Below are 15299 nucleotides of genomic sequence, written 5' to 3'. Positions count from 1 at the left end.
GTTCATTATTCTACTTGGTTGGGCACTATCCATTGGATGGTCCCTGGAATAGATTCATTATGTAAACGGTCCACAGCTGTTACAACAAAACCTGTACCCGTTTTGATCCACTGGTTATCAATAATTAATTGTTTATCTGAACCTTTATAAATAATATTTTCTGCTTTATCTAAAGGTTCTATCTCATTTTTTTGAATACGATAAACAAGGTAATAAGCCGGTGGGTCATTGTCTAAGCTAGCTTCGCCTTCTCTCCATCGTAATACCCAACGGTCTTTTTGTTTGGATAAATTTACCTGATGGGGGGCCGTTGGAGCGATGCTGTCTAACCAAAGCATGGGCGGAATCAAGGCAATATGTTTAAAGTGTTTAGTGCTTAAACTATCTTTCCAAGCTTTTACGTTTTGGCTAACTTGTTTGGAACTAAAATAAATAGCTCCCTTGACTTTATCTAAACTTCTGGAAATACGTAATTGTTTCGCTAACTCTTCGTTTGCCCAAGTATCACTAAGGTGATAAGCAGCATGACCTATATAAATAGGTCTTTCAAAGCTATGATCATTCCACCAGGTTGCCAATGCTTGGTAAGGCGCCACTCGGTGGGTCGTTCCCCAGTACAATTGAGGCGCCAAATAATCTACCCAACCTTTTCTAATCCATAATTCGGTATCGGCAAATAAATCATCATATGATTGTAAGCCTGCTCGGGTGGGGGAACCATCTTTTTGGTCGATGCTCTGATGTCTCCATATGCCAAATGGGCTTATTCCGAATTTGACTTTTGGCTTGGTAGATTTTACCGTTTCAGCAATTTCTTTGATGAGCATATTGATATTTCTTCTTCTCCAATCTGCTTTGCTTTCATCAGGAAGTTTATACAGCTGATAGGTTTTTTCGTCGGCAATTTGGGCTCCTTTGATGGGGTAAGGGTAGAAATAATCGTCAAAATGGATACCATCGATATCGTAATTTTTCACCAAATTTCTAACCAGTTCCGTAATGTAATGACGTACTTGAGGAATGCCAAAGTTTAGGATTAATTGGCCATTGTAAGAGAAAAGCCATTCTGGATGTTTTCGGGCTAGGTGATCAGAACTCAGGATGGATTTGGAGGACATGGTAGCTCGGTTCAAGTTAAGCCATGCATGAAATTCCATCCCCCGTTCATGACTTTGTTCAATCATAAACTCCAGAGGATCATAATATGGACTGGGAGCTTGGCCTTGTAATCCAGATAAATAAGCCGACCAAGGCTCGGTACTTTTGGCATAAAGGGCATCAGCGGCACAACGAACCTGCACAAAAATAGCGTTCATGCCTGTTTGATGATGGGATTCCACTAAGTCGATGAATTCTTCCCTTTGTTTGATACTATTATAATTTCTAGCTGAGGGCCAATCAATATTTTGCACGGTAGCCACCCAAACTCCACGGAGCTCTCGCTTGGGACTTTGAGCCGCCAAGGAATGAATCAAGAAAAATAATGCTACAATTAAATAGGACCCCTTCATTGAAGGCGCAATTTACCTATAAATGATGGAAATGTGATGAGCTTAGTTCTTTTCGATAGAAAATAAATAGCCAACCCCTTTCAAAGTTTTGATATAGTATTCAGGGATTTTCTCTCTTAGCTTACGAATATGTACGTCGATGGTTCTTTCTACCACATAGACATCTGAGCCCCAAACTTTTTCCAATAATTCATCTCGGTTAAATACTTTATTGGGATTACGAGCTAAAAATGTAAGTAGTTCAAATTCTTTTTTTGGCAAGACCAAGGCTTTGCCTTCAAAAGTAGCCGCATACTTTGTTCGATTAATGACCAGGCCTCCAATTTCAATGAGGTCTTGTAGGTCTTCCACTATTTCTCGCTTGAGCATGGCTTTGATTCGGCTCACCAAGGCTCTTGGTTTTATGGGCTTGATGATGTAGTCATGAGCTCCTGCATCAAATGCTGCTACTTCTGTATATTCTTCTCCTCTGGCCGTCAAAAATAAAATGAGTACATCTTTCAATTCTGGCATGGATTTCATCCTTCGGGCGGTTTCAATGCCGTCCATGGCAGGCATCATCACATCCAAAATGACCAATTGGGGATTAAACGTTTGAGCTAATGAAATAGCTTCTTTGCCGTCCATGGCTTTGGCCAAAGTGAAACCTTCCTTTGCCAAATTATATTCTAGTAATTCTAAAATATCAGGATCATCATCTACCAAAAGGATCTTTGTTGAATGGGCGGCTGCCTGGCTCATAAGATGAAAATAAGGAAGTGTTTTTTAAACTTGGTGCAAAGATAGAGAGGGCTATGTTACCAAATTATTAATTTTTTTCGACTAAATTTAATCATTAGCTTTGGTTTATGCCGAAAGAATCTTCTTATATCATTCGTTTAGCTGCTGCCCTAATTTCCATTACTTTATTGGTTTTGGGCCTGTACCTGCTGCAAGACTTATTAATCCTTCTAGCCGCTGCTTTGGTCTTGGCCTTGCTTCTGCATCCTTTGGCTTCATGGTTAGAAAAAAAAGGATTTCCTCGATCTTTATCTATTGCCATTTGCCTCATTTTGACTGTGGCGGTCATCTCTGGCATTTTAGCTATTTTGACTGTTCAGATGGTGGAATTTGCTTCTGATTGGCCCATATTTATTAAAAAAGCGGAATCGTATATTTCCAGTTTGCAAAGTTTCTTGTCTCGTAATCTGAACATTTCGCGAAAGAAACAAATGCTTGAAATTTCCAATCAAACAATCAATTTATTGAAGAATTCTGGTACTATTCTGAGTACAACTTTTGGAACAATTATACATTCCATTACGACCATCATTCTGATTCCCATTTTTGTATTTTTCTTTTTGTACTACCGTAGTTTCTTTGCTCAGTTTCTGGAAATGGTATTTCCTAATACGGAGTCACATGTATTGAAGGTTATCATGAGGAAGACCGGTCAGGTGGTACAGGGTTATTTGGTAGGATTGATGGTTGTAATGTTAATTGTATCCATGTTAAATACCATTGGTTTTTGGTGGATTGGAGTGGATTATCCTTTTTTCTTTGGCATTTTGACAGGTCTATTGTTGTTAATTCCTTATATAGGAATTTGGATGGGGGCGAGTGGCCCAGTTATTTTAAGTTTGATTGTACTCAGTCCTTCCCATGCCTTTGCAGTCATTGCATGGGTAGCTTCAGTTCAGTTTATTGAGGCCAATTTAATTACCCCTCTGGTGATAGGCTCCAAGGTAAGTATTAATCCCATGGTTGCCATGTTGGCTTTATTGTTGGGGGAAATGATTTGGGGAATTCCTGGATTGATATTGGCATTACCTCTGACAGCCATAGTCAAAGTGATCTTTGACTATGTGCCATCTCTACAGGCTTATGGTTATGTGCTGGGTGAAGCACCTTCTAGGAAAAAGAAAGAGGTTAAGTTGGAAAAAATGGAACCTGATGAAAATGAGGAGACCTAGAGGGATAGCAATTCTTTGAATCGAATCGACTGTCTTCTAGAGATTTCTATTTTCTCACCTTTTCCTTGTAGTGTTACTTGCAGACCTCCAGAAAACCAAGGCTCAATTTTCTCGATAAAATTAAGGTTGATGATGTGTTTTCTGTTGGCTCTAAAAAATACCTTAGGGTCTAGTCGGTCTTCCAAAGCATTCAGTGATTTTAAAACCAATGGTTTTTGATCATCAAAAAATAAGCGTACGTAATTTCCCATCGACTCGCATAGACGTACTTTATCTAGTCTAACAAACCAGCATTTCTCACCATCCTTGACGAAAATTTGATCTTGCGCAGTCAAATAATGTAGAGGTGCTACCGTATTTTGGTTTGGATTAACTTTGGTTTTATTCGCTAAATGCTTCTCCAGTTTTTGAATACTTTCACTCAAGCGAGAAAGTTCGATGGGCTTCAAGACATAATCCAACGCACTTACTTCAAAAGCCTTTAAGGCGTACTCATCAAATGCTGTGGTGAAAATTACTTCTGGTAAATAGCCATCCCATTCTTCTAACCATTCAAAACCAGTTTTGCCAGGCATTTGAATATCGAGGAAAATTACATCGGGATGTAATTCTTCAATGAGCGCTCCTGCCTCATCGGTATTGGAAGCTTCTCCCACCACTTGAATGTGAGGAAAGTTCTCTAAAAGTCTTTTTAGTTCATTTCTGGCTAAACGTTCATCATCAATTATAATAGCATTCATAGTAGGGCAATTTTATAAATACACAGGATTTAAGGCACAAGATAAGGTATAATTAATTCGGCAATCACTTGATTTTTGTCGAAAGGCTTTAGCCTTAGTTGAGCGGTCTCTCCAAATAATATTTTCAAACGAGCAATAGAATTTTTCATTCCTACCCCTGTTTCACTCTCCTTCGTCTTAATGCTACCTGGATTGATCACTTGGGCGTGTAAATAATTCCCTTCCTTTTGTGCCTGAATTAAAATGGTTCCACCTTTCACCGAATGTGAAATCCCATGTTTGATGGCATTTTCTACCAAAGTCTGTAATATCATGGGTGGCACCTCGGCTTTCAAGTGTTCTTTTTCAATATTAACTTCCCAAAATAAGCGATCTTCATAACGTATTTTTTCCAAGGAAAGGTAGTCGATGATGGTTTCGATTTCTTCAGCTAAAGGAATAGTCTTTTTTCTTTCGGTAAGTAAAGAACTACGCAATAGTTTCGACAACTGATTGATGCCTTTTTTCGCTTTATTGGGGTCTTCTGTGATTAATGCTCGGATGCTATTGAGGGCATTAAATACAAAATGCGGATTCATTTGAGCTCTTAAGACCTTTCCCTCCGTTTCCTGAATGGTTCGTTCTAGCTGGTCGTTTTGTCTTTCTATTTCCAGTTTTTTCTGCGAATACTGGAAAAAGAAATAAATCAATTGCCAGATAGCTAGTGGCTTCATGAAATTGAATAAATACTGCAAGATGATGAAGGAGTTTAACTTCACCTCATAATTCTCTTGGAGCAGCGCAAAGTCTAGTGGTAAATTGAAACCCAACAAAACCATCGACATAACCAATAGTGCAAATACATTCCTTCTCAATAATTTAAAGAGGGGGAAATTTTGCCATTGATGTTTTTGAGTAATCAGTTTATACTGATGGGTCAGAAATATGGCTAAGGAAATATTGCCAACAAAAGCATAAAGCCATGCCCAGCGCCAGCCGTATTGCATCGTGTACAACAGTGCCTCATTGAGCGTCCAGGCAAACCAGCCTGTAAATTGTAATACCCAATAAAGCTTTTGTCTTCTCATTATTACATGGAATCAGGTAAATGCCTCAAATGTTCGGTTAGCGGGCCTTTAATAAGTTTAAATGCGCGGTCAGGGTAGGAATATTGTAAATGGTATAAGCAGAGATTGCTGTGCGCAAAATCATCCATTTTTTTCAAGGGTTGCTCAAACAAATACGTTAATAGAACACGCATAGCTCTTCCATGCATGGCTATTAAAATGGCTTGTTCCTCAGGCCTAGAAAGTATTAAATCCACCACGGGTTTTTGTCTTTCCAGTACCTGCACGGGACTCTCACCCTCGTCCGAAGGTACATGAATGTTCCCTTCTCGCCAAGTTCTGGTTAAATTTTTATAGTAAAGGTCGTCATCCGTGTTGGGCGACTTCCCCTCCTTACTTCCCCATGATATTTCATTTAATCCAGCATGTCTCTCCCAGGCTATTCCTTTACGTATAAAACCATCTACCGACTGGTGGGTACGGATTAATTCGGAAGTATAAATTTTATCAATGGCTAAGTCACCATAATGATCGAAAAAAGCTTGGGCTTGTCTGCGTCCTAACTCATTTAAATGGGCATCGATACCACTGCCTTGTACTACCCCCATTCTATTGTAATCTGTCTCTCCGTGGCGTATCAGGTAAATGTCTTTGGTAGGGTGCATAAAAAAGGAGAATTGGAGGAGTAATTAGTAAATTATTGCGAATTTTGATCACAAAAATACGAAATATATGTTTAATACATCCATCTCATCGGAACAGCTAAATAGCTTCAGCAAGGGTAATATGCTGGAGCATCTGGGAATAGAATTTTTAGAAGTACATTCTGACTATTTCACGGCACGTATGCCAGTAGACCACCGGACAAAGCAGCCATTTGGCTTGTTACATGGTGGAGCCTCCGTGGTCTTAGCTGAAACCATGGGTAGCATGGCCACCATGTTGGCCGCCAAAGATCCTCAAAACATGAAGGCCGTAGGCGTGGAAATCAATGCCAACCACTTAAAATCTGCTCGAGATGGCTGGGTGATAGGCACCTGTTCGCCCATTCGAATTGGGCGTACCATGCATGTCTATGATATTAAGATTCACAATGAGCAGGGCGACTTAATTTGTGTGAGTCGTTTGACTGTAGCTATCTTGTCAGCTTAAATATTCAATAGATTCTGTTCATTTTAGATTTTATCTATTAAAATTTTATGAATTAGATTGGGAACATAAATCTATGAATCGTAGTTTGTCATTTATTAGTTGAATCAATCCATGCCTGCCATACCTATTTCTGTTTTAGAATTAGCGCCTATTCCTCAAGGGGGAGACGCCGCTCTGGCCATAGAAAGGACGGTGGAAACAGCTCAGCATGCGGAGACTTTGGGATTTCGCCGAGTTTGGTTGGCAGAGCATCATAATATGGAGTTTATTGCGAGTTCTTCTCCTGCTTTGTTAATTGGACATGTGGCAGGAAAGACTTCTCGCATTCGGGTAGGTTCCGGAGGAATCATGTTACCTAATCATAGTCCTTTAGTGGTGGCAGAACAGTTTGGGACTTTAGCTACTATGTATCCTGGTCGTATAGATTTAGGATTAGGAAGAGCACCCGGAACAGACCAGCTGACAGCCAGAGTGTTGAGAAGGGACAATACGGATACGGCTTACCATTTCCCTCAGGATGTGGCTCAATTACAGCAATATTTTAGTGAAGAAAATAGCCTGTCCTCTGTGCGCGCATTTCCTGCAGAAGGCCTTGAAGTACCCATTTGGATTTTAGGGTCTAGTACGGATTCCGCCTATTTGGCTGCAAAAATGGGATTGCCTTATGCCTTTGCCGCACATTTTGCTCCTGCTCAGTTCCGACAAGCTATTGAAATATATCGTAAAAATTTCACTCCTTCAGATGCTTTGGGAATGCCATATGTAATGGCTTGTGTGAATGTAGTAGGAGCAGATACAGATGAGGAGGCGGAGCATCTTCGCAGCAGTTTGATACGTATGTTTGTTGGTATCATTACTAACCAACGCGTGCCTTTAGCGCCTCCAGGGCCTTTACCTGAGGCCTACCATATTCCAGAAATTAAGGCTATGGCAGATAAAATGCTGGCTTGCAGCTTCTTTGGCAGTCAGGAAACCTTGCAACAGAATTTGGGGGCCTTTATTGAAGAAACAGGCATTGATGAATTGATGGTGGCTACCTATATTTTTGATCGTGAGAAGAAAAAGAAATCCTATACCATCTTAAGAGAGGCCATCCATCAATTAAGCTCCGTGGGATTTGACTATTGATAAGAAAAGGATAATGGATTAGCCGAATTGTTTAACTTTGTGGCCCCAGATAATTTTATGCCAACAGCCATATCATATAACAACACCTCCTTACTCGATTGGGAACAATTGTGGAAAGAGACCGTTCAAAAACGGGGTGGAATGGCCGTGTGGCGATTACCTAAAAGCGATAAACGATATTTTTTAGTCGATTCCTCTGGTGGGGAAAAAGTAGGTTCTTTGGATTTGGAGAGCTTTCCAGCAGGATTTTTAGTAGCGCCCTTCACTGGCTTACCTTATTTTTTAAAGGCGGAAACATTATTGGAAGGCTCATTTACGTCAGATGAAATCCGGGCTGCATTTGGACAAAAAGCGAAGCATGATCAGGTACAAAATGAGCAGAAACATCAACATTTTGTTCATTGGGTTAGCAAATCGATAGAGGAAATCAAGTCAGGTACATTTCAAAAAGTAGTACTTTCGAGGACAGATGAAGTAGAATTTCCGGGAAATTTTTCCACCCTTAAGGCCTTTGGTCAACTATGTCAAGCTTATCCTAATGCTTTTGTCTGTGCATTGTATATTCCTGAACTAGCTAGTACCTGGTTATGTGCTACTCCTGAAACATTGGTGGAGCAGGATGCTCAAGGGATTTTTAGAACGATAGCCTTGGCGGGTACGCAATCAGCTTTGGATGCAGATGGTCAGATAGTTTCGCCTCAAAATGCCCGCTGGTCTCAGAAAGAAATTGAAGAACAGGCTTATGTTTGTCGCTACATCATCGAATGCTTTAAGAAAATACGACTCAGAGAATATCAAGAAATAGGCCCTAAAACTATTTTGGCAGGGAATCTTTTACACCTAAAAACAGAATTTACAGTAGATACCCAAGCCCTTAATTTTTCTCAGTTGCCCGGTATTTTATTATCTCTTTTACATCCCACTTCGGCTGTTTGCGGCACCCCTAAAGTGGAGGCAATACAGTGGATTAGCCAGGCGGAAAAACATGCCCGTGAACTGTATTCAGGTTATTTAGGCCCGGTAAATTTGGGGGATGAAATTCATTTATTTGTCAATTTACGAACGGTAAAAATAGCACAAGAGGAAACCGTATGTCGGGCTACCTATTTTGCTGGATGTGGTATTACCGAGGACTCTGACCCTGAAAAAGAATGGCAAGAGACTGTCATGAAATGCCAAACTCTACAGCAGGTTTTAGAAGGCTAGTGTTTAATTTTAAATTCTTCTTTGGGTGAATAAGGTCCGATGATCGTCATTTTGACGGTTTCAATACGCGTATCCGTGGTGGTTAAAATCTGAAATTGAAAAGGAGCCAGTGTGATGATTTCGTTTGCTTTTGGAATATCTTCATATAGGCTAATCAACATTCCACCCAAAGTTTCGTAATCTCCCTCCGGGAAGTTCCAATCATATTTCCCGTTCAGATAATCAATTTCATGGCGGCCAGAAAGCAAATAGGAGTTATCATCTAATTTCTTTTCAATCCAATCTTCCGAGTCATCATACTCATCCTGAATTTCACCAAAAATCTTTTCCATGACATCTTCCATACTGACAAGGCCTGAAGTACTGCCAAATTCATCCACCACCAAGGCTAAGGATTTTCTATCTTTAGAAAACTTTAACATCAGGTCATTGGCTGGCATGGCTTCTGGGACGATCAGTATATTCGTCAGGATGGATTGTATGTCTTTGGGTTTCTTAAATAGGGCTAATGAATGGCAATAGCCCAGAACATCCTCTAGGCTTTCTTTGTATACCAATACTTTCGAATGACCTGAATCAATAAATACTTGTTTTAAGCCTTCAATACCTTCTTCTACGTCTATGGCAGTAATTTCTGTACGAGGAATCATACAGTCGCGTACTTTTACCTGCTTAAATTCCAGGGCATTATGGAAAATTTTAGTGTCGACCTCAGCTTCTTCTTCGGTTGACACTTTTCTATTCAGATTTTGTAAATAATTATTCAAATCTGTCAGTCCGAAGGCCGGCTTCTCCTCCGAATAGGTCAGTCGGAGTACTTTGGTAATAAACCATTTAGAGAGTCCAACCGTCAGCCAAACCAATGGAAACATGAGCATATAAACCAACCAAATCAGAATGGCCAAAAATTCGAGAATAACGTCCGGATTGATTAAGAAAATGCTTTTGGGCGTAAATTCTGAGGTTATTAAAATGAGCACCGTGGCAATGATAGAAGCCAAAAGGCGAGCCAAGATTTCATTTTGCAAAAAAGGAATATGCTGGAGTATTTGATGGTGCAAGAACTCCTCCATAAAAATACCATAGGCCACTAAGGACAAGGTATTTCCAATCAGCATAGTTCCAATGAAACGGGATGGTGATTGGTTGAAGTTAGAAATGATTTTGGCACTTAAGATGTTTTGTTTGGCCTTAAGCTCAAAATACAATTTATTGCAGGAAACAAAAGCCATTTCTACGCCAGAAAAGAAGGCTGAGAATATCATGGAAATGATAATTCCTGCAACTTGCGTGGTATATAATCCGGGATCTGGGTCCATTGAATTTAGTTTTTACGCTTGCTACTTTTCATAGCTCGACTACGAATATCTGGTTTAGCCTCACCCGCTTTTTTTTCCTCTTCTTTGATGCGCATGTTCTTGGTGTACTGAAAATAAAGGAGTGAACCCAGGCCAAACATAAGCCAAACATAATGAAAGTATATTTCTAACCAAAAATTTCCTTTGATTTCAACAGGAGTAGGGGCATTTAAATCAATGATCCAAATGATTAAAAAGCCCAATCCGGCAGATAAAATGATAATTTCTTTCCTGGTCATTTGTTAAGCAGCTTTGGGTTGTTGCAACCTACGGTACATGGCCACAAATAATCCTATAAATATCAAAATTGAACCAATCCAAACCAAATTGATGTATGGTTTTTCCAAAGCTTTGATAATAATCAAATCTTGTTGGGTTGTATTAACAGCAAAACTAAACTGCTGAGTTTTAGGATTAATAGCGGTAAATTTAATTCTAATGCCAGTTTCTTCGCTTTCAAAAGATGGCATGGCCACCATACCGTCCTTAATAATGAATAGAGGTGATAAAGAGAACTGTTGGAAGTTTTTACCTAATACCTGGAACTGGGCTCTGACCGCTGCATCATTTGGCCCCAAGGTCATATCTTCTACCGTATTAACTCGGGAAACATCTTGCAAAATAGCCACGAAGTCATTCAAAAATAAGGTATCTCCTATGCTGACGGTAGAATTTACCGTTTGACTCCATTGCTTTTCTTCCCCAGCCTCCGCGGCAAGTCGTGGATCCAAGGAAACATAGGTATAAATATCATGATTCCAGGAGTGTTTCACATCGGGAGAAATGGCCGTACCCATTTTAGGATTCACCTGCCAGCGTGGGTATAAGGAAACCGTTTTACCTTCCGCATTTTTGAACTCTAATTCATAATAGGTGTTTTCTGGCTCCACAGTCAAGGTATCACCTTTTTTAGCAATGAGCTGTCCGTCTTTTTCCACATTGCGCAATGCTATCGCATGGAAATCTCCTTCGATGACTTCAAAATCTTTCCTTGGATAATAACCCGGCTTGCCACGCAATTCAATCATGCGACCTTTATAGGTCACCAAATAATCTTGCATTTGAGCGCCTTGCCCCAACCAAAGAGGTAGGTTTTCTTTATTTTCTTTATTGTCATCTTTTGTAAATTGTTCCACCTTGTTGGATATCGCAAATCCCGAGCGATTTAAAGAAACCACTTTGGAATAGCCAGATGAGAATAAAATACCTATTAGCATAATAGCTAATCCGACGTGCGCCATGGCACCTCCCACCAAATTGAAACGCTGACGAATTAAAAATAGGAGTATGTTGAAGTTGGCTATGGCAGAAAACAAGCTAGTCCAAAGCAATAAGATATAGGAAACCGTATAAACCTTACCCAAATTCACAAAAAGCACTGTCAGTAAGGTGGCTACTAAAGCGGAATTCGTTAATGGTTTAAATGAAGTCGATTCTTTTAATTTACCCCACCAAATGTACTGTCCTACCGCACTCAATCCTGCCACGGCTAAGAAAATCCATATTTGAATTTTGCTATAATGTTCCACTTGGTCTGCTGGTAAAGCAATATTTGAAACCACTCCAAAGGCTTCCGCGATTTTATTGTAAACAGGAATGGATGTGGTGAAAATCAACTGAAATGCGGATAGGCCTAAAATGGAGGCTCCCACAAAAATCCAAAATTCGCGAGAATACATGCCTAACTCTTTTTCATCGGCAGGTAATTTTTTCCAACGAATGACTGCAAAAAATATGGCCACCAACAAGAAGGTAAGCATATAAATAAGTAACTGCCCAGATAGGCCTAGGTCGGTAAAAGAGTGCACAGAGGCATTTCCTAAAATACCGGAACGATTTAAGAAGGTGGAGTATAGGACCAATATGAAGGTAGCAATTACCAAAATAATGGAGCTTTTCAAGGCAGCGCTGGAATGCTTATAGGCCAACATCGTATGAATGGCACCAATCATGACCAACCAAGGAACAAATGAGGCATTTTCTACGGGATCCCAATTCCAATAGCCTCCGAAGTTTAAGGTTTCATAGGCCCAATAGGCCCCCATCATGATACCTATGCCCAAAATACCTGCGCCAAAAAGTGCCCAAGGTAAAGCTGGTTTAATCCACTCGGTTAGTTGATTTTTCCATAGACCTGCGATAAGATAGGCAAATGGTACTAAAGTCAAAGCAAATCCTAAGAACAAGGTAGGTGGGTGAATAACCATCCAATAATTCTGTAAAAGTGGATTTAAACCTCGGCCATCTTTAGGGATGAAATTTGGTTGCATGCTCCAAACCGGTAGGTCTGGTTGCGCTTCTCTCAAAAGTAAGAAAGGAGAAGACCCAATTTTTAAGTCGATATAAGGAAGAATTACCCCTAAAATCATCGAAGTAAGGAATGTTTGTACCAAGGCAAAAACCGTCATGACGGGAGCTTCCCATTTTGGATTTTTTACCATCAAAATGATTCCAAGGATGGCTTGCCAGAAGATCCATAATAAAAAACTACCCTCTTGTCCTTCCCAATAACAGGAAATCATGAAAGCCAATGGTAGGGCTCTGGATGAATGAGAGAACGCGTAGTGGTATTCAAAATAATGGTTATAGATGATGACAAACAAACTTGACGCCACACCAATGACGGCTATTAAATGAACAATGAATATACTTCTAGCCAGTATTTTCCAGTCTCTAGCGACCGATTCATCGGTGGATTGTGTGGCTTTAAAATAGGAAAATGTAGCCAATAAGGCAGTTACAAAGGATATGATGACTAATAGGTGACCAACTGATCCAATTGTCTCGTGTATCATAATTATTTTTTAGCTTCATATGTGGCTGTAGAATCAGCCGAAATTTTTCCTTCCTGATATTTAGAAGGGCATTTCAAAAGAATTTTATCGCAATAAAAAATCTTGTCAGGTTTCATACTTCCCACCAACACAATTTTCTCTGAACGTTCAAAATCCTGAGGTTTAGGAGCTGCATATACTACTTGGTTTTCTCTACCCAAACTATCTTCCACGATAAATTCCAAACGGTTAGCATCTAGGGCTGGGTTGAAGTTCATTCCCACAATTTTCCCTTGGGCATCTTTTTTTAATGTCCCTACCACATGTACTTTTTGATTAGGGTCATTTTGTGAGATGCGCTCAGCCTCATCAAAGCCCACATAAGTGCTTGCATCACCTGTGGTGATCAATATGATTCCAATAGCCACCGCAATCAGGATCAGACCAATGATATGTGTCTTTTTCATAGGATTATTTTTTTATTTCTTTTTCTAGTGCGCTGACCTTTCTGTCTAGGCTAATTAAATAAATAAACAAGCCTGCAAGGATGACAAGGACCACGGCAATAACCACGTAGATTTTACCATCTGCACGGAATTTATCCGCCATTTCTATGTCTGTTTGAGCCAGACCTAGTAAACTCGTCAAGCTGAATAGTAAGGTGATGATGTATTTTTTCATGCTTCTTCTTTTTCTTCTAATGAAACTTCAATTTTTCTGATGCGGATGCGTAACTGAGCATACCAAAATCCCAGCGACATCCATCCGAGGATGGCTGGATAAAATACCATGCGCATACGGTTGTCTAAATCCATGGAATTAAAGCCAGGATTGCCCCCATTTCCAGGATGTAATGAATCTGTCATTCGAGGTAAAATCCAGATTAGTACCATGAAAATGATGAAGGCAAAAATATTATAGACAGAGGAAATTCTCGCTTTTTGTTGTTCATCGGGTAAAGAAGAACGAACTAAACCATAGGCTAAGTATATCAGCATTCCTATAGCTACCGAATTTAATTTGGGATCATTGGTCCACCAGTCGCCCCAAGTGAATTTGGCCCAAATACTACCAGTCAACAAGCCTAATGTGGCAAAAACCAATCCCGTAATCACATAGGCATTGGATTTTAAATCATGCATAGGGTCAGATTTGCGCAGGTATTGAATGGAATGATATACCGAAACACCCAATAAGGCAATCATGCTAAACCACATAGTTACGTGGAAGTAAAGATTGCGCACGGTCTCATTTAAAATTGGTTGACGGGGCACATGACCTAAAAAGCCCATGTACATCGTATAAACCAGCAAGATCATGCCAGCTCCTTTCCAATAATGTTTTTTTAATGTCTCCATATGTAAGGAAATAAAATGCCAGATAAAACCACGACAATAATGTCCAAGGAGGCTAACACCGAAATTTCATCCCAATTTTCTGAGATAGAAATTCCGTCCATGGCACTTTTCGAAAGTTTTAAAAGGAAAAGTAGCAAGGGGATGATAATAGGAAAGCTTAGTACAGCCATTAGTGTGGAGGTATTTTCTGCTTGTGCTGCAATTCCCCCCACGAGTGAAAGCGTGGATGCAAAACCTACAGCGCCCAAAACAAGGGCGATGATGTACAATGTCATATTACCCACAGGATTTCCCATAACCCAGGAGTACATGATTATTCCCACTAAGGAAATCCCTAGCATCAGTAAGGAATTATACAGGATTTTTGAATATATGACCGATTCAGGTTTTACCAAGGTATAATAAAATAAGCCTCGTTGGGCTGACTCTTGAGTAAAGCTTTTGCCAATGGCATTGATCGCAATGAAAAGTAAAATAATCCAAAAAAGGGCATTCCATGTAATTGGACTGATGGATTCTTGTCTAGCTTTGAAGGATAAGTAGCAAACAAAGATGGTGGAGGCCAAATAAAGCAACAAACCATGGACGGCATATTTTTGCCTCCATTCGAGTTGTAGCTCTTTTTGAAATAAAACTTTGATCTCCTGAAGCATTTTAAACATCTACTTAACTAAGAACCCGCAATTTACGACAGAAAGTTGGCTTTGGTGAATATTATGAAGAGTATTTTGGGGAATTAAAATCAAAACACTCAAAACTAAGAATTATCATTTTTTAGCTCGAAAATACTTAGTACATTTGTGCCTAATTTTGAATTATTCTAAATAAGAATAGGAATTTAATATATGCTGACACTGGCGGATTTACGGATTGGGGAACATGGTGAAATAACTGGGTTTACGGATGAAATACTTTCTTTAAAGCTTTTGGAAATGGGTTGCTTGCCTGGGACTGAGGTGATTTTGACACATCACGCTCCCTTTGGTGACCCTATTGCTTTAAAGGTTTCTGGTTATACCCTGACCATGAGAAGAGAAGAAGCAGCGACTATTCAAATTAAACGGAAATAAATTT

At 39.8% G+C, this 15299-nt stretch carries 17 protein-coding genes; 5 read left to right on the top strand and 12 right to left on the bottom strand.

The window, feature by feature from the left end; all coding sequences use genetic code 11:
* Positions 1-5 precede the first annotated feature (5 nt).
* Entirely contained in the window at positions 6-1511 is a 1506-nt protein-coding gene (locus tag ESB04_RS04765; protein WP_129026580.1) for a glycoside hydrolase family 10 protein, read from the bottom strand.
* Between the two features lie 42 nt (positions 1512-1553).
* On the bottom strand, positions 1554-2252 hold the full coding sequence (locus ESB04_RS04760; protein ID WP_129026579.1) for a response regulator: 699 nt from the start codon (positions 2250-2252) through the stop codon (positions 1554-1556).
* Between the two features lie 107 nt (positions 2253-2359).
* On the opposite strand from ESB04_RS04760, the gene ESB04_RS04755 reads away from it, so the two are divergent.
* Positions 2360-3463, top strand: coding sequence for an AI-2E family transporter (locus ESB04_RS04755; protein ID WP_129026578.1), 1104 nt, complete (start codon positions 2360-2362; stop codon positions 3461-3463).
* Here ESB04_RS04755 and ESB04_RS04750 read toward each other — a convergent pair.
* The 3 genes from ESB04_RS04750 to ESB04_RS04740 are packed head-to-tail and all read right to left on the bottom strand — an operon-like array spanning position 3460 to position 5914.
* Positions 3460-4203 carry a LytR/AlgR family response regulator transcription factor gene (locus tag ESB04_RS04750; RefSeq protein ID WP_129026577.1) on the bottom strand — a complete coding sequence of 248 codons (744 nt, stop codon included), beginning with the start codon at positions 4201-4203 and terminating at the stop codon, positions 3460-3462. The genes ESB04_RS04755 and ESB04_RS04750 overlap by 4 nt on opposite strands.
* A 29-nt stretch (positions 4204-4232) precedes the next feature.
* Positions 4233-5270: a sensor histidine kinase gene (locus tag ESB04_RS04745; RefSeq protein WP_129026576.1), complete on the bottom strand. Its 1038-nt coding sequence runs from the start codon at positions 5268-5270 to the stop codon at positions 4233-4235.
* A gap of 2 nt (positions 5271-5272) precedes the next feature.
* Positions 5273-5914 carry a histidine phosphatase family protein gene (locus ESB04_RS04740; protein ID WP_129026575.1) on the bottom strand — a complete coding sequence of 214 codons (642 nt, stop codon included), beginning with the start codon at positions 5912-5914 and terminating at the stop codon, positions 5273-5275.
* Between the two features lie 67 nt (positions 5915-5981).
* Here ESB04_RS04740 and ESB04_RS04735 point away from each other — a divergent pair, with 67 nt between their 5' ends.
* From ESB04_RS04735 to ESB04_RS04725, 3 genes are all read left to right on the top strand, one after another.
* Positions 5982-6401, top strand: coding sequence for a hotdog fold thioesterase (locus ESB04_RS04735; RefSeq protein ID WP_129026574.1), 420 nt, complete (start codon positions 5982-5984; stop codon positions 6399-6401).
* Positions 6402-6512: 111 nt separating this feature from the next.
* Positions 6513-7529 carry an LLM class flavin-dependent oxidoreductase gene (locus ESB04_RS04730; RefSeq protein WP_129026573.1) on the top strand — a complete coding sequence of 339 codons (1017 nt, stop codon included), beginning with the start codon at positions 6513-6515 and terminating at the stop codon, positions 7527-7529.
* Between the two features lie 57 nt (positions 7530-7586).
* A complete protein-coding gene (locus tag ESB04_RS04725) occupies positions 7587-8735 on the top strand; it encodes a chorismate-binding protein (protein ID WP_129026572.1) in 1149 nt (382 codons plus the stop codon).
* On the opposite strand, the gene ESB04_RS04720 is transcribed toward ESB04_RS04725, so the two are convergent.
* From ESB04_RS04720 to ESB04_RS04690, 7 genes are read right to left on the bottom strand one after another with little or no spacing between them, the layout of a single operon-like run.
* On the bottom strand, positions 8732-10054 hold the full coding sequence (locus ESB04_RS04720; protein WP_129026571.1) for a hemolysin family protein: 1323 nt from the start codon (positions 10052-10054) through the stop codon (positions 8732-8734). The genes ESB04_RS04725 and ESB04_RS04720 overlap by 4 nt on opposite strands.
* Positions 10055-10059: 5 nt before the next feature.
* Entirely contained in the window at positions 10060-10332 is a 273-nt protein-coding gene (locus tag ESB04_RS04715; protein ID WP_129026570.1) for a hypothetical protein, read from the bottom strand.
* Between the two features lie 3 nt (positions 10333-10335).
* Positions 10336-12888, bottom strand: a complete 2553-nt coding sequence (gene ccsA / locus ESB04_RS04710; protein ID WP_129026569.1) for a cytochrome c biogenesis protein CcsA — start codon at positions 12886-12888, stop codon at positions 10336-10338.
* Positions 12889-12890: 2 nt separating this feature from the next.
* The gene (locus ESB04_RS04705; RefSeq protein ID WP_129026568.1) at positions 12891-13334 is read right to left on the bottom strand and encodes a cytochrome c maturation protein CcmE domain-containing protein; all 444 of its coding nucleotides are present in this window, start codon (positions 13332-13334) and stop codon (positions 12891-12893) included.
* A 4-nt stretch (positions 13335-13338) separates the two neighbouring features.
* Positions 13339-13548 (bottom strand): CcmD family protein, encoded by a 210-nt coding sequence (locus ESB04_RS04700; protein ID WP_129026567.1) that lies wholly within the window; start codon positions 13546-13548, stop codon positions 13339-13341.
* Positions 13545-14225 carry a cytochrome c biogenesis protein CcsA gene (gene ccsA, locus ESB04_RS04695; RefSeq protein WP_129026566.1) on the bottom strand — a complete coding sequence of 227 codons (681 nt, stop codon included), beginning with the start codon at positions 14223-14225 and terminating at the stop codon, positions 13545-13547. The genes ESB04_RS04700 and ccsA (ESB04_RS04695) overlap by 4 nt, the downstream gene beginning before the upstream one ends.
* Positions 14213-14878, bottom strand: a complete 666-nt coding sequence (locus ESB04_RS04690) for a heme exporter protein CcmB (protein WP_317127019.1) — start codon at positions 14876-14878, stop codon at positions 14213-14215. The genes ccsA (ESB04_RS04695) and ESB04_RS04690 overlap by 13 nt, the downstream gene beginning before the upstream one ends.
* Before the next feature lie 192 nt (positions 14879-15070).
* Between ESB04_RS04690 and ESB04_RS04685 the strand changes: the two genes are divergently transcribed.
* Positions 15071-15295, top strand: coding sequence for a FeoA family protein (locus ESB04_RS04685; protein WP_129026564.1), 225 nt, complete (start codon positions 15071-15073; stop codon positions 15293-15295).
* The last annotated feature ends 4 nt before the right edge of the window (positions 15296-15299 follow it).

The sequence above is a fragment of the Aquirufa rosea genome (assembly GCF_004118285.1).
GTDB lineage: Bacteria > Bacteroidota > Bacteroidia > Cytophagales > Spirosomataceae > Aquirufa > Aquirufa rosea.
This window is presented reverse-complemented; position numbering and strand designations above follow the sequence as displayed.

What these genes read in the sequence shown, in the direction of transcription:
- ESB04_RS04715 (WP_129026570.1), bottom strand. Translation starts at nt 10,332, where the DNA reads ATGACCAGGAAAGAAATTATCATTTTATCTGCCGGATTGGGCTTTTTA.
- ESB04_RS04745 (WP_129026576.1), bottom strand. Translation starts at nt 5,270, where the DNA reads ATGAGAAGACAAAAGCTTTATTGGGTATTACAATTTACAGGCTGGTTT.
- ESB04_RS04750 (WP_129026577.1), bottom strand. Translation starts at nt 4,203, where the DNA reads ATGAATGCTATTATAATTGATGATGAACGTTTAGCCAGAAATGAACTA.
- ESB04_RS04725 (WP_129026572.1), top strand. Translation starts at nt 7,587, where the DNA reads ATGCCAACAGCCATATCATATAACAACACCTCCTTACTCGATTGGGAA.
- ESB04_RS04760 (WP_129026579.1), bottom strand. Translation starts at nt 2,252, where the DNA reads ATGAGCCAGGCAGCCGCCCATTCAACAAAGATCCTTTTGGTAGATGAT.
- ESB04_RS04700 (WP_129026567.1), bottom strand. Translation starts at nt 13,548, where the DNA reads ATGAAAAAATACATCATCACCTTACTATTCAGCTTGACGAGTTTACTA.
- ESB04_RS04735 (WP_129026574.1), top strand. Translation starts at nt 5,982, where the DNA reads ATGTTTAATACATCCATCTCATCGGAACAGCTAAATAGCTTCAGCAAG.
- ESB04_RS04720 (WP_129026571.1), bottom strand. Translation starts at nt 10,054, where the DNA reads ATGGACCCAGATCCCGGATTATATACCACGCAAGTTGCAGGAATTATC.
- ESB04_RS04690 (WP_317127019.1), bottom strand. Translation starts at nt 14,878, where the DNA reads ATGCTTCAGGAGATCAAAGTTTTATTTCAAAAAGAGCTACAACTCGAA.
- ESB04_RS04730 (WP_129026573.1), top strand. Translation starts at nt 6,513, where the DNA reads ATGCCTGCCATACCTATTTCTGTTTTAGAATTAGCGCCTATTCCTCAA.
- ESB04_RS04755 (WP_129026578.1), top strand. Translation starts at nt 2,360, where the DNA reads ATGCCGAAAGAATCTTCTTATATCATTCGTTTAGCTGCTGCCCTAATT.
- ESB04_RS04765 (WP_129026580.1), bottom strand. Translation starts at nt 1,511, where the DNA reads ATGAAGGGGTCCTATTTAATTGTAGCATTATTTTTCTTGATTCATTCC.
- ccsA (WP_129026566.1), bottom strand. Translation starts at nt 14,225, where the DNA reads ATGGAGACATTAAAAAAACATTATTGGAAAGGAGCTGGCATGATCTTG.
- ccsA (WP_129026569.1), bottom strand. Translation starts at nt 12,888, where the DNA reads ATGATACACGAGACAATTGGATCAGTTGGTCACCTATTAGTCATCATA.
- ESB04_RS04685 (WP_129026564.1), top strand. Translation starts at nt 15,071, where the DNA reads ATGCTGACACTGGCGGATTTACGGATTGGGGAACATGGTGAAATAACT.
- ESB04_RS04705 (WP_129026568.1), bottom strand. Translation starts at nt 13,334, where the DNA reads ATGAAAAAGACACATATCATTGGTCTGATCCTGATTGCGGTGGCTATT.
- ESB04_RS04740 (WP_129026575.1), bottom strand. Translation starts at nt 5,914, where the DNA reads ATGCACCCTACCAAAGACATTTACCTGATACGCCACGGAGAGACAGAT.